Genomic DNA, 18,505 nt, shown 5'->3' on the forward strand with positions numbered 1-18,505 from the left:
GGCGGAGTCTCCGGTAATGAAGGTCGTGGATAAAAAAGACTGAGGCGGTAGCTCAGCGATGGTTCGCTGAATCGGCGCCGAAGCGCGCACGGTAGACCGATGGCGAAACGCCATAGTGGCGATGGAACTGGCGTCTCAGTTGTTCGCTGGTGCCCAGGTGCCAACGTGAAGCGAGGCGTTCCAGCGAGGTTTCGCCACGCACCAGTTCGCGCCGAGCCGCCTCCAGGCGCAGTCCGGTGAGGTACTCGCCGGGACTGGTGTCCAGGTGGTGGCGAAACAGCCGGGTCAGGTGGCGTGGGGTGATCTTCAGGCTGTCGGCCATGCTCTCCAGATCGAAGGCGCCGCCGGGGTCGGCGTGCAGTCGATCGATCAAGGGGCGCAGGCGGGGGCCGCAACGATGCTGGCGCGACAGCAGTTCGCTGAACTGGGACTGGCCGCCGGGGCGATGGAGGAACATCACCAGTTCGCGGGCCACCGCTGCGGCGGCTTCAGCGCCCAGATCACTCTCGACCAGTGACAGTGCCAGGTCGATGCCGGCGGTGACCCCGGCGCTGGTGTAGCGCCCGCCGTCATGGACGTAGAGCGCATCGGCCTGGACCCTTACCTGTGGAAAGTCGTCGGCAAGCCGTCGACAGTGGCGCCAGTGGGTGGTGGCGCTGCGTCCGTTAAGCAGGCCCGCATCGGCCAGCAGGAAGGCGCCAGTGCAGACGGCGCCCAGGCGCCCGAGGTGCGGCGCCACCCGCGTCAGTCGTTCGCGCCAGCGCTGTTGCTGGCACTGGACGAAGACGCCGTGGCCTCCGGCGATGAGCAGGGTGGTCAGGTCGCGGCCGTTGCCGCCAGCATCGGGGGGCTTGTCGAGTTCGCTCTCCCACTCTTCCCAGTCAAGATCCGGCAGGAGTCGCAGACCGCCGTTGGTGACCAGTTCGCTCGCACTTCGGCCGATCAGACGTAGCCGGTAGGCAGGCTTGCCCAGCACGTCGTTGGCGCTGGCGAAGACCTGCCAGGGGCCGCTGACGTCGAGCATCTGACAGTCGGGGTAGGCCAGCAGGGCGACGTCTCGAGTCGTGGTCACGATGGGGGCTCCAGAGAAGGGGGGGCGCACCTGACAACGGCGCGACAGCGAATCTCTGGAGTCTGGGGGAGGTCAGGAATGTCGGCAAGGACCATTACCCCACCGATATGGACATGTGGTGTCCACAACGACGACGCCCCGCCTTGACAGGGCGGGGCGTCGCGGTCAGAGCAGACCGTGGTGACGGTCAGGTTCTGGTCCGTCGGAGATCGGGAGCATCAGCCGGCAAAGGCCAGGTAGATGGCGATGACCAGGATCACCAGCACGATGCCCGCCGGCACGGCGCCCTTCCAGGGCGTCAGGTCGACGGCGCCCACGTCCTCCTGCTTCCAGGCCTCAGCGCGCGGGCGCAGCTTGCCGATCACCAGCATCAATGCCACCAGCAGTACGAACACCAGGGCGACGAAGTGGAACTCGTGCATGATCACCGGCAGCTTGTTGAAGGGCGGGATGAAGTAGCCACAGAAGATGGCCAGACAGCCACCCACCAGGGCGATCTTGGCCGCCATGGGGGGCACACGACGGGTCAGCAGGCCGACCACCACCACCGCCAGGATGGGGATGAAGTAGATGGCGTTCATCTTCTGCAGGTAACCGAACAGGCTTTCCTGACCGGCCAGCAGTGGCGCGATGATCATCGCGGAGATGGCCATGATCCAGCCGAATACCTGGCTCGACTTGACCACCTGGGCCTCGGTGGCGTCCTTCTTCAGGACCGCCTTGTAGAGGCCCAGACTGAACAGGGTGGTGGTGGAGTTCAGCGCCGAGTTGAAGGAAGACAGGATGGCGCCGACCATCACCGCGGCGAAGAAGCCGGTGAGTGGCGCCGGCAGCACGTTGAACACCAGGTGGCCGTAGGCCGCGTCAGCCTTGACGCCCTGATCGGCGTACAGGTGGTAGGCGATGATGCCCGGCAGGACCAGGTACAGGGGCCCCAGCAGCTTGAAGAAGCCGGTCAGCAGTACGCCCTTCTGGCCCTCGGCCAGGTTCTTGGCGGCGAAGGTCCGCTGGATGATCTGTTGGTTGGTGGTCCAGTAGAAGACGTTGATCAGGAAGACGCCGGTGAACAGGGTGAAGAAGGGGACGCTCTGTTCGCTGCCACCGATGGAGTTCATCTTGTCGGGGTTGGATTCCTTGAGGATCTCCCAGCCGGCGAGCACACCGCCATTGTCGCTGATCGCCTGAAGGCCGAAGTAGACGATCACGAAGCCACCGATCAGCAGGCCGACGCCATTGAGGGTATCCGACACGGCAACGGTGCGCAGGCCCCCGAACAGGGCATAGATGGAGCCGATGATGCCGACGATCCACACCGTCAGCCACAGCAGGGTGGTGCTGGATTCGATGCCGGTGAGCCCGGACAGGTCGAGCATGCCCTGCAGGCCGATGGCGCCGGAGTAGAGGATGATCGGCAGCAGTACCACCGCGTAGGCGATCAGGAAGATCACGTTGGTGATCAGCTGGGTGCCCTTGTCGAAGCGAATCTCGAGCAGCTGGGGCAGGGTGGCGATGCCGCTTTTCAGAAAGCGCGGCAGGAAGAACAACGCCAGCGCCACCAGCGCCATGACCGCCACCACCTCCCAGGCCATCACGCTGAGGCCATCGGTGAAGGCGGAGCCGTTGAGGCCGACCATCTGCTCGGTGGACAGGTTGGTCATCAACAGCGAGCCGGCGATCAGCGGGAAGGTCAGGCTGCGTCCCGCCAGGAAGAAGCCGCTGGTGCTTGAATGGTCGTCACGGCGGGTGATGCGCCAGGTGATGAAGGCGACCAGTCCTGTAAAGAACAGGAAGGACGCGAAGGTGAGTAGGGGCATGGTGTCATCCTTGCGGTCGTTGTCCGGTGCGGCGTGGTCGTGAGCCACCTCCCACAGGGGGCATGGCGATTACCGCACTTGGGTCGATGTCCGTGCCGAGCGCCAGCTGGCAGACCAGTGGCGCCGACACCCAGGAAGTATCTTTGCAGCGCTTGCGTCATCCTGCCCGCTGCAGTGCATCTTTTGGCGCTGAAGCAGCGCGGGTTCGCGCAGTGTCGCATTGACGTCAAGTCGGTGGAAATTCCGAAAGTCTTCGTCTTTTTCCAGAAAGACGTCGAACTTAAAGGATTAAGTTAACCGACGGTTGCGTATTCCAACTACGTGATCGCAAGTCTAATCGGCTCTCCGTGGCGAGCCATACGTCTTTTGTCGCAGCGGGTCAGTTTGGTGGAGCTGCTGAAATCGGCACAGGCTCGATGATGCCGAACAGTTGCAGCAGTGTCGGCGTTGCCGCGATGATAAAGCCGCACAGGGCCAGTGCACGACCGGGCCATCGGCGCTGCGGGTGGCGTGCCAGGTGAAGGCCGAGCAGGCAGACCAGCAAGCCCGTGAGATGAAACACCACGGCGAGCGATCGAAGCAGTTCAAACGAGGTCATGGGCTGTCCCTGGGCATCCTGTGGCAGAGGGGCGACGTGGCGGAATCCGCGAGCGAAAGGGCGCGGCCGCCTGGGTCACAAGCGAGCGAAGGGGAGTCTGCCATGACCGACAGGGTGGTGCGAGCCGACGAAGTGATCGAGTTCTGGTTTCAGACGCTGACACCAAAACAGTGGTTTGCCAAGGATGATGCGCTGGATGGCCGTATCCGCCATGACTTCGGTGCGACCCTGGCGGCGGCGGCCGCCGGCGAGACCTGGCAGTGGCGTACCTCGGCCCGCGGGCGGCTGGCGGAAATCCTGGTGCTCGATCAGTTCTCTCGCAACATCTACCGCGGCGAGCCGCGAGCCTTCGCCTGTGACGGTCAGGCCCTGGTACTGGCCCAGGAGGCGGTATCCCAGCGCGCAGATCGGGTGCTCGATCCTCCCTGGCGAGCCTTCCTGTACATGCCCTATATGCACAGCGAGTCGTTGCGTGTGCACGACGAGGCGCTGCGCCTGTTCGACCAACCGGGACTCGAGCACAACCTGCACCACGAGCATCGCCACCGCGAGGTGCTGGTGCGTTTTGGTCGCTATCCTCAGCGCAATGAGGCGCTGGGACGAGCGTCCACCGCCGAGGAACTGGCCTTTCTTGCCCAGCCCGGCAACCGATTCTAGCCGCGACGAAGGGCCTGTCATCGGCGCTGACCCAGCGCCACCGGACGGCATTCGTGCTGTCGCGTCTCACATTACGTGACATATCCCTACTTTCGTATGCATTGATGTAATGGTATAGCTGTGAACGGTGAAGATCGTCCGCGGGCGATCGACGCGGCACCTCGCGCCCTGGTCAAGGGATTTGGTCGAAGGAGCGAGGGTGAATGATTCGCAAGTTTCCATTCAGTGACGAAAGGAGAACGCAATGAGCTTTATCGCGTGGTTGATCATCGGTGGTCTGGCGGGCTGGATCGCGGGCAACATCATGCGTGGCGGCGGCTTCGGCCTGCTCGGCAACATCGGCGTCGGCGTGGTGGGTGCCCTGATTGGCGGCCTGCTGTTCAGCCTGGTGGGGCTGTCCAGCGGCGGCTTTATTGGTTCACTGGTCACAGCGGTGGTGGGTGCCGTGGTGCTGCTGTGGGGTGTGGGCAAGCTACGCGGTTAGCGCGCTCTGATCAGCGACCGAATGGCGGCGACTCGCCGTCATCGCAAGGGGCCCGGTGCACTGCACCGGGCCCTTGTCGTAGCTGGCCCCTGCCAGGGGCCTGATGCACCGCTCAGCCGGCGCGCTGGGCCGGGTCCGGCAGGGTCGGGAAGCGCGGCGGATGCGCCTCGAGAAAGGCGTGGCACGCGCGCAGTACCCGGGCGTCGTCGAACTTGCCGCCGGCCAGCTGGAAACCCACCGGCAGGCCACGGTCGGTGAAACCGCAGGGTACCGAGGCGGCCGGCTGCTGGCTCAGGTTGAAGGGGTAGGAGAACGGCGCCCACTCCTCCCAGTCGCGCATCTGGCTACCCGGCGGCACCTGGTGGTTGATCTCGAAGGGGCTGATCGGCACCGAGGGCGTCATCAGCAGGTGGTAGTCCTGGTTGAACTGCTCAAGACGCATGGTCAGCTCGGCTCGGGCCGCCTGGGCGCGAAACAGCTCCACGGCCTTCCACTCTTCTGCACGCAGGGCGTTCTCGTAGAGGCCGGGATCCAGCTTGGCGCGTTCGCTGTCGCTGAGCTGCGAGACCATCTCCAGCGAGGCGGTGAACCACAGCCGCTGAAAGATCCATAGCGGCGACGGCAGCTCTGGATCCACCTCGCAGATCTCCGCGCCCAGATCCCGCATGCGATCCGCCGCTTCTCTGACCCGTGTGGCGACCTGAGGGTCCACCTCGGCGAAGCCCAGATCGGTGGAAAAGGCGATGCGCAGCCCCTCGAGCCCCTTGCCGATATCCTGGCCCCAGTCCTCCGGCTGGCCCCGGGTGGCGTAGGGATCGACATAGTCGTAGCGGCCAATGACATTGAGCATCGCCACGGCGTCGTCGACGCTGCGGGCGATGGGTCCGATATGGGACAGCGTCGGCTCTTCCGCCGGCGGCCACTGGGGCGTCCAGCCGAAGGTCGGCTTGAAGCCGAACACCCCGCAGAAGGCGGCAGGAATGCGGATCGAGCCGCCGGAGTCGCCGCCCTGGTGCAACACCCCCATGTTGAGCGCCGCTGCGGCGGCAGCACCGCCGGACGAGCCTCCTGCGGTCAGGCGGGTATCCCAGGGGTTGCAGGTGGCGCCGAAAACCCGATTGTCGGTGACCGCCTTCCAGCCGTCTTCCGGGGTGTTGGTCTTGCCCAGCAGGATGGCGCCGGCCTCCCTCAGGCGTTTCGCCGGTGGCGCGTCGGCATCGCAGGGCTCGCTTGAGCCCAGCAGCGAGCCGTTGGACGTCGGCATGCCGGCCACGTTGGTCAGATCCTTGAGCGAGACCGGAACACCGTCGATCGGACTCAGCGGCTTGCCCTGGCCCCAGCGACGTGCCGACGCCTTGGCCGCCTTTTCGGCACCCTCGGCGTCGACGTAGGTGTAGGCATTGACGGCTTCGTTGAAGCGCTCGATGCGCGCAAGCGCCGCCCGTGTAGCTTCCAGGGGGGAGGCGTCGCCACTGCGATAGTGCTCCGTCAGCGCGGCAACGCCCAGAATGCCCAGTTCGTCCTCTTGCATGGTCGGGTCCCTCGCGTCCATGGATGGACCCTTACCCTAGCTTGATTCGGCATAGTGTTGCCAACCTCCACAAACGACGACGCCACCGGCGGGACCGGTGGCGTCATCGGCTGACGGCTCAGGCCGTCAAGGCTTCACGATCAGGCGGTAGCGGCGGCTTCGCTGCCGACCACGGCCTTGAGGTTCTGCTCGACGATGTCCAGGCCTTCCTCGAGTACCTTGTCCTCGATGGTGACCGGCATCAAGAAGCGGATGGTGTTGCCGAACATGCCGCAGGACAGCAGGATCAGGCCCTGCTCACGGGCACGCTTGCACAGGGCTGCGGCGAGATCCGGAGCCGGCTGACCGTCCTTGCCGTTGAGTTCGAAGGCGGCCATGGAACCCAGATTGCGCGGGTGGACCACGGCGTCGAAGTCGCTGGCCCACTGGGCAAAACGCTTGGCCAGCTTGTCGCCCAGCGCCTGGCTCTTGGCCAGGATGTCCTCTTCCTCGAACACCTCCATCACCGCCAGGGTCGCGGCGCAGGACACCGGGCTGCCGGAGTAGGTGCCGCCCAGCGAGTTGCCGCCAGAGGCGTCCATGTGCTCGGCGGTGCCGACCACGGCGGAGATCGGCATGCCGGCGGCCATGCTCTTGGCCATGGTCATCAGGTCCGGCTTCACGCCGCTGTGCTCGATGGCGAACATCTTGCCGGTACGACCGAAGCCGCTCTGGACCTCGTCGACGATCATCAGGATGCCGTGTTCGTCACAGATCTCGCGGATCTTCTCGAGGAAGCTCTGCGGCGCGGGGTAGAAGCCGCCTTCACCCAGTACCGGCTCGAGCACGATGGCGGCGGTGTCCTTGGGGTTGGCGTCGGTCTTCAGCACCATCTTGAGGCGACGAACCGCCTCTTCCTCGCTGATGCCGTGTTCGGCCACCGGGTAGCCGGCGCGGAACACACAACCCGGCATGGTGCCGAAGTCGCTGGCGTAGGGGGCAACCTTGCCGTTCATCGCCATGGTCATGAAGGTACGGCCGTGGTAGCCGCCGTCGAAGCAGATGACGTTGTTGCGGCCGGTGGCGGCGCGGGCGATCTTGACCGCGTTTTCCAGCGCCTCGGCGCCGGAGTTGGCCAGCATCACCTTGGCCTCACCGCGCACCGGGGTGATCGCAGCAAGCTTTTCGGCGACCTTCACGTAGCCCTCGTAGGGCATCACGGTCTGGCAGGTGTGCATCACCTTGTCGAGCTGGTCCTTGATCGCCTGCACCACCTTGGGGTGGCAGTGACCGATGTTGAGCACGCCGATACCGCCGGCGAAGTCGATGAAGCGGTTGCCATCGGCATCCCACAGTTCGGCGTTCTTGGCGCGGTCGGCGAAGGCGGTGGCGGGGCTGGCCGCGCCCTTGGCGACGTACTTGTCCTTGAGTTCGTTCAGCTGAGCGTTATTCATGTCGTGACTCCTTTGAGGGCACTGAATGTATAGGGTAGACGCTAGGTCCGGGACACGCAGGGCGTGCCCCGGGGAGACGGGGCTGGCCCTTAGAGGCCGCCGACACAGGCGTACTTCAGCTCTGTGTACTCATCGAGGCCATGGCGTGAACCTTCGCGACCGAGACCCGATTCCTTGACGCCGCCGAAGGGGGCGAGCTCGGTAGAGAGGATGCCCTCATTGATGGCGACCATGCCGTACTCGAGTTGTTCCATGGTGCGCCAGATACGGCGATAGTCGGTGGCATAGAAGTAGGCGGCCAGACCGAATTCGGTGTCGTTGGCCATGGCGATGGCTTCGTCGTCGCTGGAGAAGCGGAACACCGGGGCCAGCGGCCCGAAGGTCTCTTCCCGGGCGACACGCATGTCGGTGGTCACGTCGGCCAGCACCGTGGGCTGGAAGAAGGTGCCCTCCAGGGCCTCACCGCCGGCGACCAGGCGGGCACCGTTGTCGAGTGCGTCAGCGATATGCGACTGCACCTTGTCCACCGCTGCCGAGTTGATCAGAGGACCCTGAACCACACCGTCCTCGAGGCCGTTGCCGACCTTCAGTTCGCCCACGCGCTTGGCCAGCTTCTCGACAAAGGCATCGTAGACGCCGTCCTGAACCAGGAAGCGGTTGGTGCACACACAGGTCTGGCCGGAGTTGCGGTACTTGGAGGCGATGGCACCCTCGACGGCGGCGTCCAGGTCGGCGTCATCGAAGACGATAAAGGGCGCGTTGCCGCCAAGCTCCATGGAGGCCTTCTTCACGGTGTCGGCGCACTGGGCCAGCAGGATCTTGCCCACCGGGGTGGAGCCGGTGAAGGACACCTTGCGCACTCGGGCATCGCCGGTCAGTACCGGGCCGACTTCGCGCGGGGAGCTCGAGGTCACCACGTTGAGCACGCCGGCGGGGATGCCCACGTCTTCAGCGAGCTTGGCCAGTGCCAGGGCGGTCAGCGGGGTGGCCTCGGCCGGCTTGACCACCACGGTGCAGCCGGCGGCCATGGCCGGAGCGCACTTGCGGGTGATCATCGCCAGCGGGAAGTTCCAGGGGGTGATGGCGGCGACCACACCGACCGGCTCGCGGAACACCAGGATACGCTTGTCGGGTCCGTGGCCCGGCAGGGTCTCGCCAGCCACACGCTTGGCTTCCTCGGCGTAGAACTCGACGAAGGCAGCGCCGTAGGCGACCTCGCCACGGGACTCGGCCAGCGGCTTGCCCTGTTCACGGGTCATGAGTTCGGCCAGGGCTTCCTGGTGGTCCATGATGCTGTTGAACCAGGCGCGCAGCAGGGCCGAGCGTTCCTTGGCGGTCTTGCGCTTCCAGCCGGCCCAGGCCGCATCGGCGGCACCGATGGCTTCGCGGACTTCCTCGGCGTTCAAGTCCGGCACCTCGGCCAGGGTCTCGCCGGTGGCGGGATTGGTGACGCTGAAGTGGCGATCGGCGTCACGCCACTGGCCGCCGATGTACGCCTTGTCGATGATCAGGTCCTGAACGTGGGACATGCGGGAGCTCCGGAAAGGGTCAGAGAAGAGGGGTGTTATGTCATGATTGACGAGTGTGCATTATTTGAAACATCTCGCCAAGGGCTGTGATCGGAATTTTTTACGCCCGTTCGAAGAATGCATCGATGAGGCTTGCCGGGCCCTCGAGGCCCAGGTCTGGAAGATCTATTGGCAACAATCGCCATCGGCGTGGCGAACAGTTTCCGGTACACTGTGTCGCCGACTTCTAGCTGCCCGAAGCGATGGTCCTTGGCGCCTTGTGTCAGGCCGGACCGGGCTGGCCTGACTCCGTGTTTCTGCGAGGTGAGACTTGGTTGATCCGCTCAATGCCTGGTGGGCTCAGCAACTGGTGCTGTGCGACTGGGCCTTTATGCCTGACCCCTTGATGCTGCCTGAAGAGGCGGCACGTGAGCGATTGGCCGCCCTCGAGATCCCCGACCGGGGCGAACTGGGGTGGCGCCTGCTCGAGCTCAATGCTGCGAACACGGTGCCTGCCTCCCACCTGCTGGGAGCGCTTGAGCTGGTGGCCCTGGCAGGGGCGTCGGGATGGATGTCGGCCGAGGTAAGTCGTGGCTGGGCAGCACGCCTGTGCAGCGACATCCACCATCGTCACGCAAGCCTGGATGAATGGCTGGAGGCACTCTGCGCCTCCCGCAGCGGCGAAGGCTGGCTTCGCGGCGATGAGGGCTTGCTCGATACCTGCCGGGCACTGTCGAAGCTGGAAGGCGAGGGTGCCGGCATCACCTGGCCGTTGCTCGGCACTGCGCTGAGTCGCGAGCCTGCCGCCGCCCTCTGGCCCGACAGCCCGGAAGATCGCGTCTGGCGATTGCGGGCGGCCTTCTCGCCGGTACTGATGACGCCGGCCAGCATCGATGACTGGGACGGGGTCGAGGCCTGGCTGGGGGAAGTCTGGCAGATTCACGGCGCCGAGGATCTCAAGCGCGCCTTGCTGTGGCTGACCAGTCAGGGGGATCGCCAGGGCTGGGATATCGACGCCGCGCGGTTGATGGCGGTCAGTGCCGGCGAACGCCAGGCCTGGTGTGAGGGGCTGGCGCCTCAGGAGCGCCCATACGGCCGCCTGCTGTGTCGCTACGTGGATCAGGGGGAGCCGCTGGAGTGGGCCGCCTGGGACTGGCTGAGGGCGGTGGATCTGGCCTGGGCCGGCAGCTGCATCGGCTGGCTGACACCCCAGGAAGCGTCGCTGCTGGCGCATCACGCAGGCGATCTGGTCCAGCGTCGCTACAGTGACTGGAGCGCCCTGGCGCGCTCCTATCAGCGCGGCCGTGGTCTGTTCGAAGGTCAGGACCGGCTGCCGACCCTGGCAGCCGACTGGCAGTTGCTGATGGGCTCGCCGGTGAGCCCTTGGCATGGCTCGTTGCAGGAGTTGCTCGACCAGGAGCAGGTCGAGGCATCACGCCAGGCGGCCAGGCAGTGGCGCGCCTCACCTCGCCACTGGGTGCTGGCGCTGGCCTCGGTGCGTGAACCCGAGCTGGCGGCACGTCAGGGGCCGATTCCGTCGCTGCCCCAGGCGCGTCGTGACGAGGCGCGCAAGTACCTGGCGGAGACCCTCGATCTGCACCCCGACGAGGGCGCCCGCTCACTGGTGCGCTACTGGCTGCCGGCCCAGGCCCATCATCTCAATCAGCTGGCGGCTGACGCGGCGCATCGAGCGCTGCCTTCGGCCAGAACCCCCTTTGGTGATGCGCCCCAGGCGGATCTGGCAGGTCGTGATGGCCTGGCCAGGGCGACCCGCCATTCGGCGACCATCCATATGGCCGAGAAGTACGCCTTCTACTTGCTGATGAGCATGGACAGTGAGCAGTTCGACGAGGACAGCCTGACCGATATGGCGGCGTCCCTGCGCGATGTGCTGTGTCGGTTCTACAGCACCCCCAAACGCCTGCTCGAGGCCTGGGCGACCTGGGATGCGCTGTTGCCGGAGCCGGACCAGCCTTCTCTGACCTACGAGATTCGCTGGCACCTGGACGATCCGGGTAGCCTGTTTCACTGGCTCGAGTGGCGCAGCGGCGATTGGCGCGAGCCTGGCGAGCGTCCGAGCCTGATGCACTTTACCGCGCTGTCGCTGGTGGGACCCTTGAACACCGCCGCCTGGAGCCTGCCGCAGCCGGAAAGCGACCGGGAAGGGGCATCGATCCTGGAGTGGATCGATGGACACTACGGCCTGCACTCCGCCACCGAGCTGATCGATTTCGTGCGCTTTCTGCTGGACGCCGGTGATCGCCAGGAATATCAGATCAACTACGCGCCCTACACCCTCAACAGCGCGCGCCTGAATTCCGAGATTGCGACCCTGGAGTCCGGTGAGTGCAACGAGGAAGAGCGCAATCATCTGGAGCGCCTGCTGCGGGTACGTGACAACGCCGACCAGTGCAATGACGTCGACATGTGCGCCTGGGACCTGGCCCAGGCGGTCGACCTGGCGATCGCCGGTCGCCAACTGGGCTGGCTGGCTCAGCAGGACTTCCTGGCACTGCTGGAGCGTGCGCACCAGTTGGCGTCGGAGCACTACGCCGGTTGGCAGGAGTATGCCCGGGGTCTCTATGCAGGATTTTCGTTTTTCATGGGGGAAACCCCTGAGCGCGAAGCGTTTCTGGCCAGCTTCCGCCAGGCGCTGGTGGCCTGGCTGTCGGGCGCTCCGCCCCTCGCCGGCACCTGGGCCAGCCTGGATTTCCCGGGTGCCCGCCCCCGCCATTGGGCACCGCTTCACATCGATACCTTGCCGGGAGATGGACGAACCCTGCACTGATCGTCGCGAAACAGCAGAAAAAAAACGCCAAAAAATTGTCCTGATCTATCGTCAGATCGGATAATTTTGGCTAGTATCGTGTTGATCTTTCGTCAGGCCTCCCATCAAGAAGGAGGCCGAATTGTCAAACTTGCAGCTGAGGGGCGTTATGGTAGTGACACGAGTGCGTCACTTCCACAGCGGCTCTTGGGCGCCGGCAGGCCGTCAGCCAGCCGGTTCAGGGAATGAGGTGTGTGTCGCATGAGCGTCGCCCAGACAAGCCGCGTGACAGCGGCGATGGTGTTGCTTGGCCTGCTGTCAGGCTGCGCGGCATCGAACTACCAGAATACCGCTGATAACGACTACTTTTCCCGTGACATGCCGAGCCTGGCCGAGCGCGCCGCCTCGCGCATGTCGCCCCTGGAGGACCCCGCGGCAGGCGGAAGCTTCCTCGAAGATCCCGCCGCTGCCATCCGCGAGGCGCTGATGGCGGAGCACGATCGCTGGGCGGGTACGCCCTATCGTTTCGGCGGCACCGGCATGAGCGGCATCGACTGCTCGGCGCTGGTGCAGAACATCTTCAGCGACGCCTTCCAGGTGCAGCTGCCGCGCACCACCGGCAGTCAGGTCCATACCGGCGAACCGATCACGCGTGATCAGCTGTCTCCCGGCGACCTGGTGTTCTTTCGTCCTCCGGGCAACCGCCACGTCGGCATCTACGTCGGCCAGGGGCGCTTTCTGCACGCCTCATCGTCGCGCGGTGTGATGATCTCCAAGCTGGATAACAGCTACTGGCGCCGCTACTACTGGCAGGCGCGTCGACCGCTGGAACCTACCCGGTTGAGCATGCGCCAGTTCGCCTACAGCCCGGCGGGCATGGGCGGCTGAAGCATCCTCGGCGCCATCGACGTCGCCACCACAACGGGGCGAGCCTTGTACTGGGCTCGCCCCGTTTGCGTTCGCAGGCCCTGGCTAGCCCTCGACGACTCCTGGTTACAGGGAGTCGCGTTGCGACAGGGCGTAGTCGATAAAGGCGCGCTCGGCGCGTGACAGGTAGCCCTGGGGCTGCCAGGCCAGCGACAGGGTCAGCCAGGCGGCGGGGTCAAAGGACACCGCCGACAGGTCATCTTCCTCGATCACCCGACGCAGAAAGGTGGTGATGCCAAAGCCCTGGCGGACGATGGCCTTGGTCAGCGGGATCAGATTCGACTGGAACGTCAGGCGGGGCTGGATATCCAGCCGTCGGGCCATGGCGTCGACAAACTCGCGGTGAAAATAGCCGTCCTGAAACAGCACCAGCGGCTCGCTCAGAAAGGCTTCCGGAGTCACGCTGTGGCGTGCCGTGAAGGGATGGTCCCGGGGCGTGCAGACCACCATCTCGGCACGTAGCAGGGCCTCGGTTTCCAGTTCGCAGGTACTGCCATCCTCGACCACGATTCCCAGGTCCAGCTCGCGGGCCTTGATCATTGCCTGCAGTCGGCGGGCGCCCGCCTCGATCACCGTCATGCGGATGCCAGGGTGGCGTGCGGCAAAGCCCATCAGCAGCGGCGGCAGATAGTAGGAGCCCAGCATCGAGGGGATGCCGATGCGCACTTCGCCCTTTACCAGGCCGTTGAGTTCCTTCAGCGCCAGTTCGGTGGCACTGGCGTCGGCGAGTAGCCGTCGGGCATGTTCCAGTAGCACCTCACCTTCTGGTGTCAGTCGAACACGCCGATCATGGCGTTCGAACAGACGAGTGTCGAGGCGTCGCTCCAGGCCTGCGATGGTCTGGCTGACGGCGGACTGGGCGATGTGACGGGCGCGGGCGGCGGCGCTGAAGCCGCCGTGGTCCACCACCGCGACAAACAGCGACAGCGAGCGCAGGTCAAAGGGTAGCGACATAAGGGAATGTGATGGATAGCATCATGTTCTTCTGTTGGTGTGATGGTAGTGAAGCATGGAAGATGGGCGAGGCCAACCGGAGACCGCCATGATTCACGCCAATACCACTGCCTGGCGCAGGGCGACCCTCGCTCTGTGTCTGGGCTCGATGCTGGTATTCATCAACCTCTACGCCCCCCAGCCATTGCTGCCGCTGCTGCGCGATACCCATGAGGCTTCGACCCTGAAGGTGGGCCTGGTGATGTCGCTTGCCACCCTGACCCTGGCGCTCTCGTTGCTGGTCTATGGGCCCTTGTCCGACGCCATCGGGCGGGGCGGTATCATGCGTGCGAGCCTGTCGGTGGCAGCTGTCGCGACACTGTTGGCGGCATTTGCGCCTGGGCTCGACTGGCTGCTGGTCGCTCGCGTGCTGCAGGGGGTCGCCCTGGGAGGGCTGCCGGCGGTGGCGATCGCCTGGATGGGCGACGAGTTCTCGCCGGAGGCGATGAGTCGAGCCGTGGGGCTCTATATCGCGGCCAATACCCTGGGCGGTATCGGTGGTCGCGTGCTGGGAGGCGTCATCGGTGAATGGTATGGCGTCCAGGCGAGTTTCGTGGCGATTGGCGGTTTGACCCTGGTGGGCGTGGCGGTGTTCTGGTGGCTGCTGCCGGCGGCCCGTGCCTTTGCGCCTCAACCCTTTCGAGTGGGGCACGCCTGCCGCCAGATGCGTGGCCACCTGGCCAACCCATGGCTGCTGTCGGCCTATCTGATCGGTGGTCTCAACTTCCTGGTGTTCATCAACCAGTACAGCTACATGACCTTTCGTCTGGCCGAGGCACCCTTTGCTCTCGGGCCCCGCTGGCTGGGCCTGCTGTTTCTGACCTACCTGGGCGGCACTCTGGGCTCGACGCTATCTGCCAGGGTCGTCGCCAGAGCGGGAGCGCCCGCCACCATGGGGTTGGGCGTTGTCATCATGATGCTGGCGCTGGGTCTGTCCCTGATACCGATGCTCGCCGTCATCATTGCCGCCTTGACCCTCAGCGCCTTCGGCTTCTTTCTGTGCCACGCCACCGCCTCGGGCTGGGTCGGTCGCCAGGCCCGCGAAGGACGAGGCGGCGCATCGGCGCTCTATCTGGTGTTCTACTACCTGGGGGCGAGTCTCGGGCCGCTGTGGCTCGAGCCGTTCTGGCTGTGGCGGGGCTGGCCTGGGGTGGTGGCGGCCAGCTGGCTGGTGCTGGCGACCACGGGCTGGCTGTCCTGGCGGCTAGGAAAGCGGCTGCAGCGTGCACAACACCAGTGCGTCGTCGAGCGTCGACTCGAACACGTATGAGTCCGCTACTGCGACGCGGTTGCCGATAGGTTGCAGATGCGTTGCAGAGACCGATCGACCTTGGCTCGCACCAGGGTCGATCGGTGTGGCATGACGTTGCTGTCAGCGCCGCGCCCTAGGACGCTGCGGACTGCTCTGGCGCCTCGTGGGGCATGGCTTCGTCTCCCCAGATTTCCTTTAGCCGGTCAGGGCGGCCGCAGGAGTTCTTGTAGAAGGTGTAGCGCACCTTGTTCTTCTGGTAGTAGTCCTGGTGTTCATCCTTGGTGGCATAGAAGGTGCCAGGATCTTCGATGGTGGTCTCGATCGGCTGGTCGAAGCGCTCGGCGATGTCCGCCTTGCTGGCCTCGGCCAGTTCACGCTGCTCGTCGTTCAAGGGCAGCAGGGCAGAGCGATAGGAATCTCCCACATCGCAGAATTGGCGGTTGGCGACGAAGGGATCGATATTGCGCCAGAAGACGTAGAGCAGATCCTGGTAGCTCACTTTGTCGCTGTCGTAGGTAATCTCGACGGCTTCGGCGTGCCCGGTTCCACCGGCGCCCACCTGTTCATAGGTCGGGTTTTCCGTGTTACCTGCTGCAAAGCCGGATATGGTGGCCTCGACACCATCGATCTTGTCGAAGGCTTCCTCGACACACCAGTAGCAGCCGCCAGCGAAGATGGCCTTCTCTTCGGCGGCGAGGGCGGGGGTCGTGGAAAGCACGGCACCAGTCAGCAGGCCGGCCAGCAGGAAGGTACGCTGATTGAAGGGATATCGCATTCGTAGGCTCCGTCAGGATGGCGTCATTGTAAGGTTCGAGTAGGGCAGTTCCCGGTTGGTTCAGTCATTGTGGCAGGCGCATCCTTACATGCGCTGTCGATAAGGGGATGATTTTTTGCATTTTCGGTCGTAAGGCTCGGTCGCCTGTGCGCGACTCAGGCAGACTGCTAATCTCGATTGCATCCCGATAGCCGGCCGCACAGCTCCTGGTAACGTCATCGTCTCGTCGCAGGACGGGCGCAGGACAACGGGTGCCGCTGCTGCTGGCCACGGCTACCTATCGATCATCGACCCGATCATCGACACCAGTTGACCTAGAAGGAGACGCGGGTGACCCGTAACAAATGGATCTTGCTGGCACTGATTGCCGTCGCAGTGGTGGCGTTCTTTGTCACCGGCGCCAACGAGGCCTTTACGCTGGACGCGATCAAGGCCCAGCAGGCGCAATTTCAACAGTGGTTCCACGAGGACCCCTGGACCGTGGCCGGTGGCTTCTTCGCGGTCTATATCCTGATGGCGGCGCTGTCGCTGCCTGGGGCGGGGTTGCTGACGCTGCTGGCGGGGGCCTTGTTCGGCTTCTGGATCGGTCTGGTGCTGGTGTCCTTCGCCAGTTCGCTGGGCGCGACCCTGGCCGCGGTGATCGCCCGGACCCTGCTGCGTGAGACGCTGGAGACGCGCTTCTCGCGCCAGCTGGCGCGAATCAACGGCGGCATCGAGCGCGAAGGCGCCTTCTACCTGTTCACGCTGCGGCTGATTCCGATCTTCCCCTTCTTCGTGATCAACCTGGTGGTCGGCCTGACCCGCATGCGTCTGTCCACCTTCTATTGGGTCAGCCAGCTCGGCATGCTGCCGGGTACCATGGTGTTCGTGAATGCTGGCCGGGAACTGGGTGAACTCGAGTCGCTGGCGGGCATCCTGTCGCCAGGGCTGATCCTGTCCTTTGTGTTGATCGGCTTGTTTCCCTGGATCGCCAAGGCCGTGGTGGCGGTGCTCAAGCGTCGCCGGCTCGCCGCCGAATACCAGTGCCCGTCGCGTTTTGACCGGGATATCGTGGTGATCGGTGCGGGCTCGGCGGGCCTGGTGGCAAGCTATATTGCTGCGGCGGTGAAGGCGAAGGTAACCCTGGTGGAGCGCCACCGCATGGGCGGCGACTGCCTCAATACCGGCTGTGTGCCGTCCAAGGCATTGATTCGCGCCGCTCGCGCCGCCGAGGACATTCGTCGGGCGCCGTCCTATGGTGTCAGCGCCGGTGAGCCAAGCGTCGACTTCGCCGCTGTGATGGGCCACGTCCACGGCGCCATCGCCGAGGTCGAGCCCCATGATAGTCCGGAACGTTATCGGGGCCTGGGCGTCGATGTGGTCGAAGGAGAAGCCAGGCTGCTCGATCCCTGGCGGGTGCAGGTTGGCGAACAGGTGCTGACCACCCGTCACGTGATCATCGCCAGCGGTGCCCGCCCCAGAGTCCCGCCGTTGCCGGGGATCGATGATATCGAGGTGCTGACCTCCGACAACCTGTGGGAGCTAAAGGCATTGCCGAAGCGCCTGGTAGTGCTTGGTGGTGGTCCGATCGGCAGTGAACTGGGACAGAGCTTCGCCCGGCTGGGTAGCCAGGTCACCCTGGTGGAGATGGGCCCGCAACTCTTGCCACGCGAAGACGAGGACGTCGCCAGGGAGGCGGCTCAGGGGCTCGAGGCCAGCGGCGTGACGCTGTGCCTGTCGACTCGGGCGCTCAAGGTGGTGGCCGGTGACGGCGATCTCCATCGACTCGAGATCGAGGTCAACGAGGCAGGCGAGACACGTATCGAGCAACTGGAGTTCGATCAGTTGCTGGTGGCGGTGGGTCGACAGGCCAACGTCGAGGGGCTCGGGCTTGAAGAACTGGGCGTGGGCACTCGCGACAACGGCACCCTGGACGTGGATGGCGGGCTGCAGTCAGTGCTGCCTAATGTCTGGGCCTGTGGCGATGTGGTCGGGCCCTTCCAGCTGACCCATGCCAGCGCCCACCAGGCCTGGCACGCCACCGTCAATGCCCTGTTTGGCGAGTTCAAGCGCTTCAATGTGAGCTATCGGGCGCTGCCGGCGGTCACCTTCTGTGACCCGGAGGTGGCGCGAGTGGGGCTCAACGAGCGCGAGGCCAAGGAGCAAAAGGTGCCCTTCGAGGTCACCCGCTACTCACTGTCCGAGCTCGACCGGGCCATCGCCGAGGGCGATACCACCGGATTCGTCAAGGTGCTGACCGTACCGGGCAAGGATCGCATTCTCGGTGCCACCATTGTCGGTGCTGGCGCTGGCGAGATGCTGGCGGAGTTCACCCTGGCAATGACCCGCGGTATCGGACTGAACAAGCTGTTGGGGACCATCCACCCGTACCCGACCCACTCGGAAGCCGTAAAGGCCGCCGCCGGGGTGTGGAAGAACGCGAACAAGCCCGAGCGGGTCCTGGGGTATCTGGAGCGTTACTTCAATTGGCGGCGAGGCGGGGGAGGCGACGCCGATTCCTCAAGCCAGCCGGTGACGGGAGACAGAGCCAGTGCGAGCTCCGAGCGACACGAAGCATCGTCGCTGTCCTCTGCCCAGTCCAACGACTGAGCGAACCGCCCAGGCAGTAGCCTGGACCTGAAGACACAAGCGGTGGGCCCTGGCCCGCCGCTTGTGCTTTCCTTCTGCCGAATCGACGTTTTACTGCTGACGAGA

General features: G+C 64.9%; 14 protein-coding genes. 6 read left to right on the top strand and 8 right to left on the bottom strand.

Annotated features, from left to right (window positions below):
- Nucleotides 1–52 precede the first annotated feature (52 nt).
- From RBB39_RS07045 to RBB39_RS07055, 3 genes are all read right to left on the bottom strand, one after another.
- Nucleotides 53–1,072 carry a GlxA family transcriptional regulator gene (locus RBB39_RS07045; RefSeq protein ID WP_306168970.1) on the bottom strand — a complete coding sequence of 340 codons (1,020 nt, stop codon included), beginning with the start codon at nucleotides 1,070–1,072 and terminating at the stop codon, nucleotides 53–55.
- 218 nt (nucleotides 1,073–1,290) lie between these two features.
- Nucleotides 1,291–2,886, bottom strand: coding sequence for a solute:sodium symporter family transporter (locus tag RBB39_RS07050; protein ID WP_222568556.1), 1,596 nt, complete (start codon nucleotides 2,884–2,886; stop codon nucleotides 1,291–1,293).
- Nucleotides 2,887–3,265: 379 nt separating this feature from the next.
- Complete coding sequence (locus RBB39_RS07055) at nucleotides 3,266–3,484, bottom strand: hypothetical protein (RefSeq protein WP_045992932.1); 219 nt, start codon at nucleotides 3,482–3,484, stop codon at nucleotides 3,266–3,268.
- A 102-nt stretch (nucleotides 3,485–3,586) separates the two neighbouring features.
- Between RBB39_RS07055 and RBB39_RS07060 the strand changes: the two genes are divergently transcribed.
- Together RBB39_RS07060 and RBB39_RS07065 are read left to right on the top strand one after the other, a co-directional pair.
- Nucleotides 3,587–4,141: a DUF924 family protein gene (locus tag RBB39_RS07060; RefSeq protein WP_108133249.1), complete on the top strand. Its 555-nt coding sequence runs from the start codon at nucleotides 3,587–3,589 to the stop codon at nucleotides 4,139–4,141.
- Nucleotides 4,142–4,385: 244 nt separating this feature from the next.
- Nucleotides 4,386–4,625, top strand: coding sequence for a GlsB/YeaQ/YmgE family stress response membrane protein (locus RBB39_RS07065; RefSeq protein ID WP_045992930.1), 240 nt, complete (start codon nucleotides 4,386–4,388; stop codon nucleotides 4,623–4,625).
- 112 nt (nucleotides 4,626–4,737) lie between these two features.
- On the opposite strand, the gene RBB39_RS07070 is transcribed toward RBB39_RS07065, so the two are convergent.
- The 3 genes from RBB39_RS07070 to RBB39_RS07080 form a co-directional block, all read right to left on the bottom strand.
- A complete protein-coding gene (locus tag RBB39_RS07070; protein ID WP_108449063.1) occupies nucleotides 4,738–6,156 on the bottom strand; it encodes an amidase in 1,419 nt (472 codons plus the stop codon).
- Between the two features lie 140 nt (nucleotides 6,157–6,296).
- A complete protein-coding gene (gene gabT, locus RBB39_RS07075; RefSeq protein WP_306168971.1) occupies nucleotides 6,297–7,589 on the bottom strand; it encodes a 4-aminobutyrate--2-oxoglutarate transaminase in 1,293 nt (430 codons plus the stop codon).
- An 89-nt stretch (nucleotides 7,590–7,678) separates the two neighbouring features.
- The gene (locus tag RBB39_RS07080) at nucleotides 7,679–9,118 is read right to left on the bottom strand and encodes an NAD-dependent succinate-semialdehyde dehydrogenase (protein ID WP_045992927.1); all 1,440 of its coding nucleotides are present in this window, start codon (nucleotides 9,116–9,118) and stop codon (nucleotides 7,679–7,681) included.
- Nucleotides 9,119–9,428: 310 nt separating this feature from the next.
- On the opposite strand from RBB39_RS07080, the gene RBB39_RS07085 reads away from it, so the two are divergent.
- Both RBB39_RS07085 and RBB39_RS07090 read left to right on the top strand, forming a co-directional pair.
- On the top strand, nucleotides 9,429–11,885 hold the full coding sequence (locus RBB39_RS07085) for a DUF1266 domain-containing protein (protein WP_306168972.1): 2,457 nt from the start codon (nucleotides 9,429–9,431) through the stop codon (nucleotides 11,883–11,885).
- Between the two features lie 240 nt (nucleotides 11,886–12,125).
- On the top strand, nucleotides 12,126–12,752 hold the full coding sequence (locus RBB39_RS07090; protein WP_231498679.1) for a C40 family peptidase: 627 nt from the start codon (nucleotides 12,126–12,128) through the stop codon (nucleotides 12,750–12,752).
- Between the two features lie 105 nt (nucleotides 12,753–12,857).
- On the opposite strand, the gene RBB39_RS07095 is transcribed toward RBB39_RS07090, so the two are convergent.
- Nucleotides 12,858–13,745 carry a LysR family transcriptional regulator gene (locus tag RBB39_RS07095; RefSeq protein ID WP_213228859.1) on the bottom strand — a complete coding sequence of 296 codons (888 nt, stop codon included), beginning with the start codon at nucleotides 13,743–13,745 and terminating at the stop codon, nucleotides 12,858–12,860.
- Nucleotides 13,746–13,833: 88 nt separating this feature from the next.
- Between RBB39_RS07095 and RBB39_RS07100 the strand changes: the two genes are divergently transcribed.
- Nucleotides 13,834–15,054, top strand: a complete 1,221-nt coding sequence (locus RBB39_RS07100; RefSeq protein ID WP_306168973.1) for an MFS transporter — start codon at nucleotides 13,834–13,836, stop codon at nucleotides 15,052–15,054.
- 115 nt (nucleotides 15,055–15,169) lie between these two features.
- On the opposite strand, the gene msrA is transcribed toward RBB39_RS07100, so the two are convergent.
- Entirely contained in the window at nucleotides 15,170–15,811 is a 642-nt protein-coding gene (gene msrA / locus RBB39_RS07105; protein ID WP_045992924.1) for a peptide-methionine (S)-S-oxide reductase MsrA, read from the bottom strand.
- Nucleotides 15,812–16,141: 330 nt separating this feature from the next.
- Between msrA and RBB39_RS07110 the strand changes: the two genes are divergently transcribed.
- Nucleotides 16,142–18,400 carry an FAD-dependent oxidoreductase gene (locus RBB39_RS07110; RefSeq protein WP_306168974.1) on the top strand — a complete coding sequence of 753 codons (2,259 nt, stop codon included), beginning with the start codon at nucleotides 16,142–16,144 and terminating at the stop codon, nucleotides 18,398–18,400.
- Nucleotides 18,401–18,505: the final 105 nt, after the last annotated feature.

It is taken from the genome of Halomonas sp. MMSF_3323 (assembly GCF_030733595.1).
GTDB lineage: Bacteria > Pseudomonadota > Gammaproteobacteria > Pseudomonadales > Halomonadaceae > Halomonas > Halomonas litopenaei.

Excerpts from the sequence above, each read along its gene's own strand:
- RBB39_RS07050 (WP_222568556.1), bottom strand. The coding sequence starts at position 2,886 with ATGCCCCTACTCACCTTCGCGTCCTTCCTGTTCTTTACAGGACTGGTC.
- RBB39_RS07055 (WP_045992932.1), bottom strand. The coding sequence starts at position 3,484 with ATGACCTCGTTTGAACTGCTTCGATCGCTCGCCGTGGTGTTTCATCTC.
- RBB39_RS07060 (WP_108133249.1), top strand. The coding sequence starts at position 3,587 with ATGACCGACAGGGTGGTGCGAGCCGACGAAGTGATCGAGTTCTGGTTT.
- RBB39_RS07065 (WP_045992930.1), top strand. The coding sequence starts at position 4,386 with ATGAGCTTTATCGCGTGGTTGATCATCGGTGGTCTGGCGGGCTGGATC.
- RBB39_RS07070 (WP_108449063.1), bottom strand. The coding sequence starts at position 6,156 with ATGCAAGAGGACGAACTGGGCATTCTGGGCGTTGCCGCGCTGACGGAG.
- gabT (WP_306168971.1), bottom strand. The coding sequence starts at position 7,589 with ATGAATAACGCTCAGCTGAACGAACTCAAGGACAAGTACGTCGCCAAG.
- RBB39_RS07080 (WP_045992927.1), bottom strand. The coding sequence starts at position 9,118 with ATGTCCCACGTTCAGGACCTGATCATCGACAAGGCGTACATCGGCGGC.
- RBB39_RS07090 (WP_231498679.1), top strand. The coding sequence starts at position 12,126 with ATGAGCGTCGCCCAGACAAGCCGCGTGACAGCGGCGATGGTGTTGCTT.
- RBB39_RS07095 (WP_213228859.1), bottom strand. The coding sequence starts at position 13,745 with ATGTCGCTACCCTTTGACCTGCGCTCGCTGTCGCTGTTTGTCGCGGTG.
- RBB39_RS07100 (WP_306168973.1), top strand. The coding sequence starts at position 13,834 with ATGATTCACGCCAATACCACTGCCTGGCGCAGGGCGACCCTCGCTCTG.
- msrA (WP_045992924.1), bottom strand. The coding sequence starts at position 15,811 with ATGCGATATCCCTTCAATCAGCGTACCTTCCTGCTGGCCGGCCTGCTG.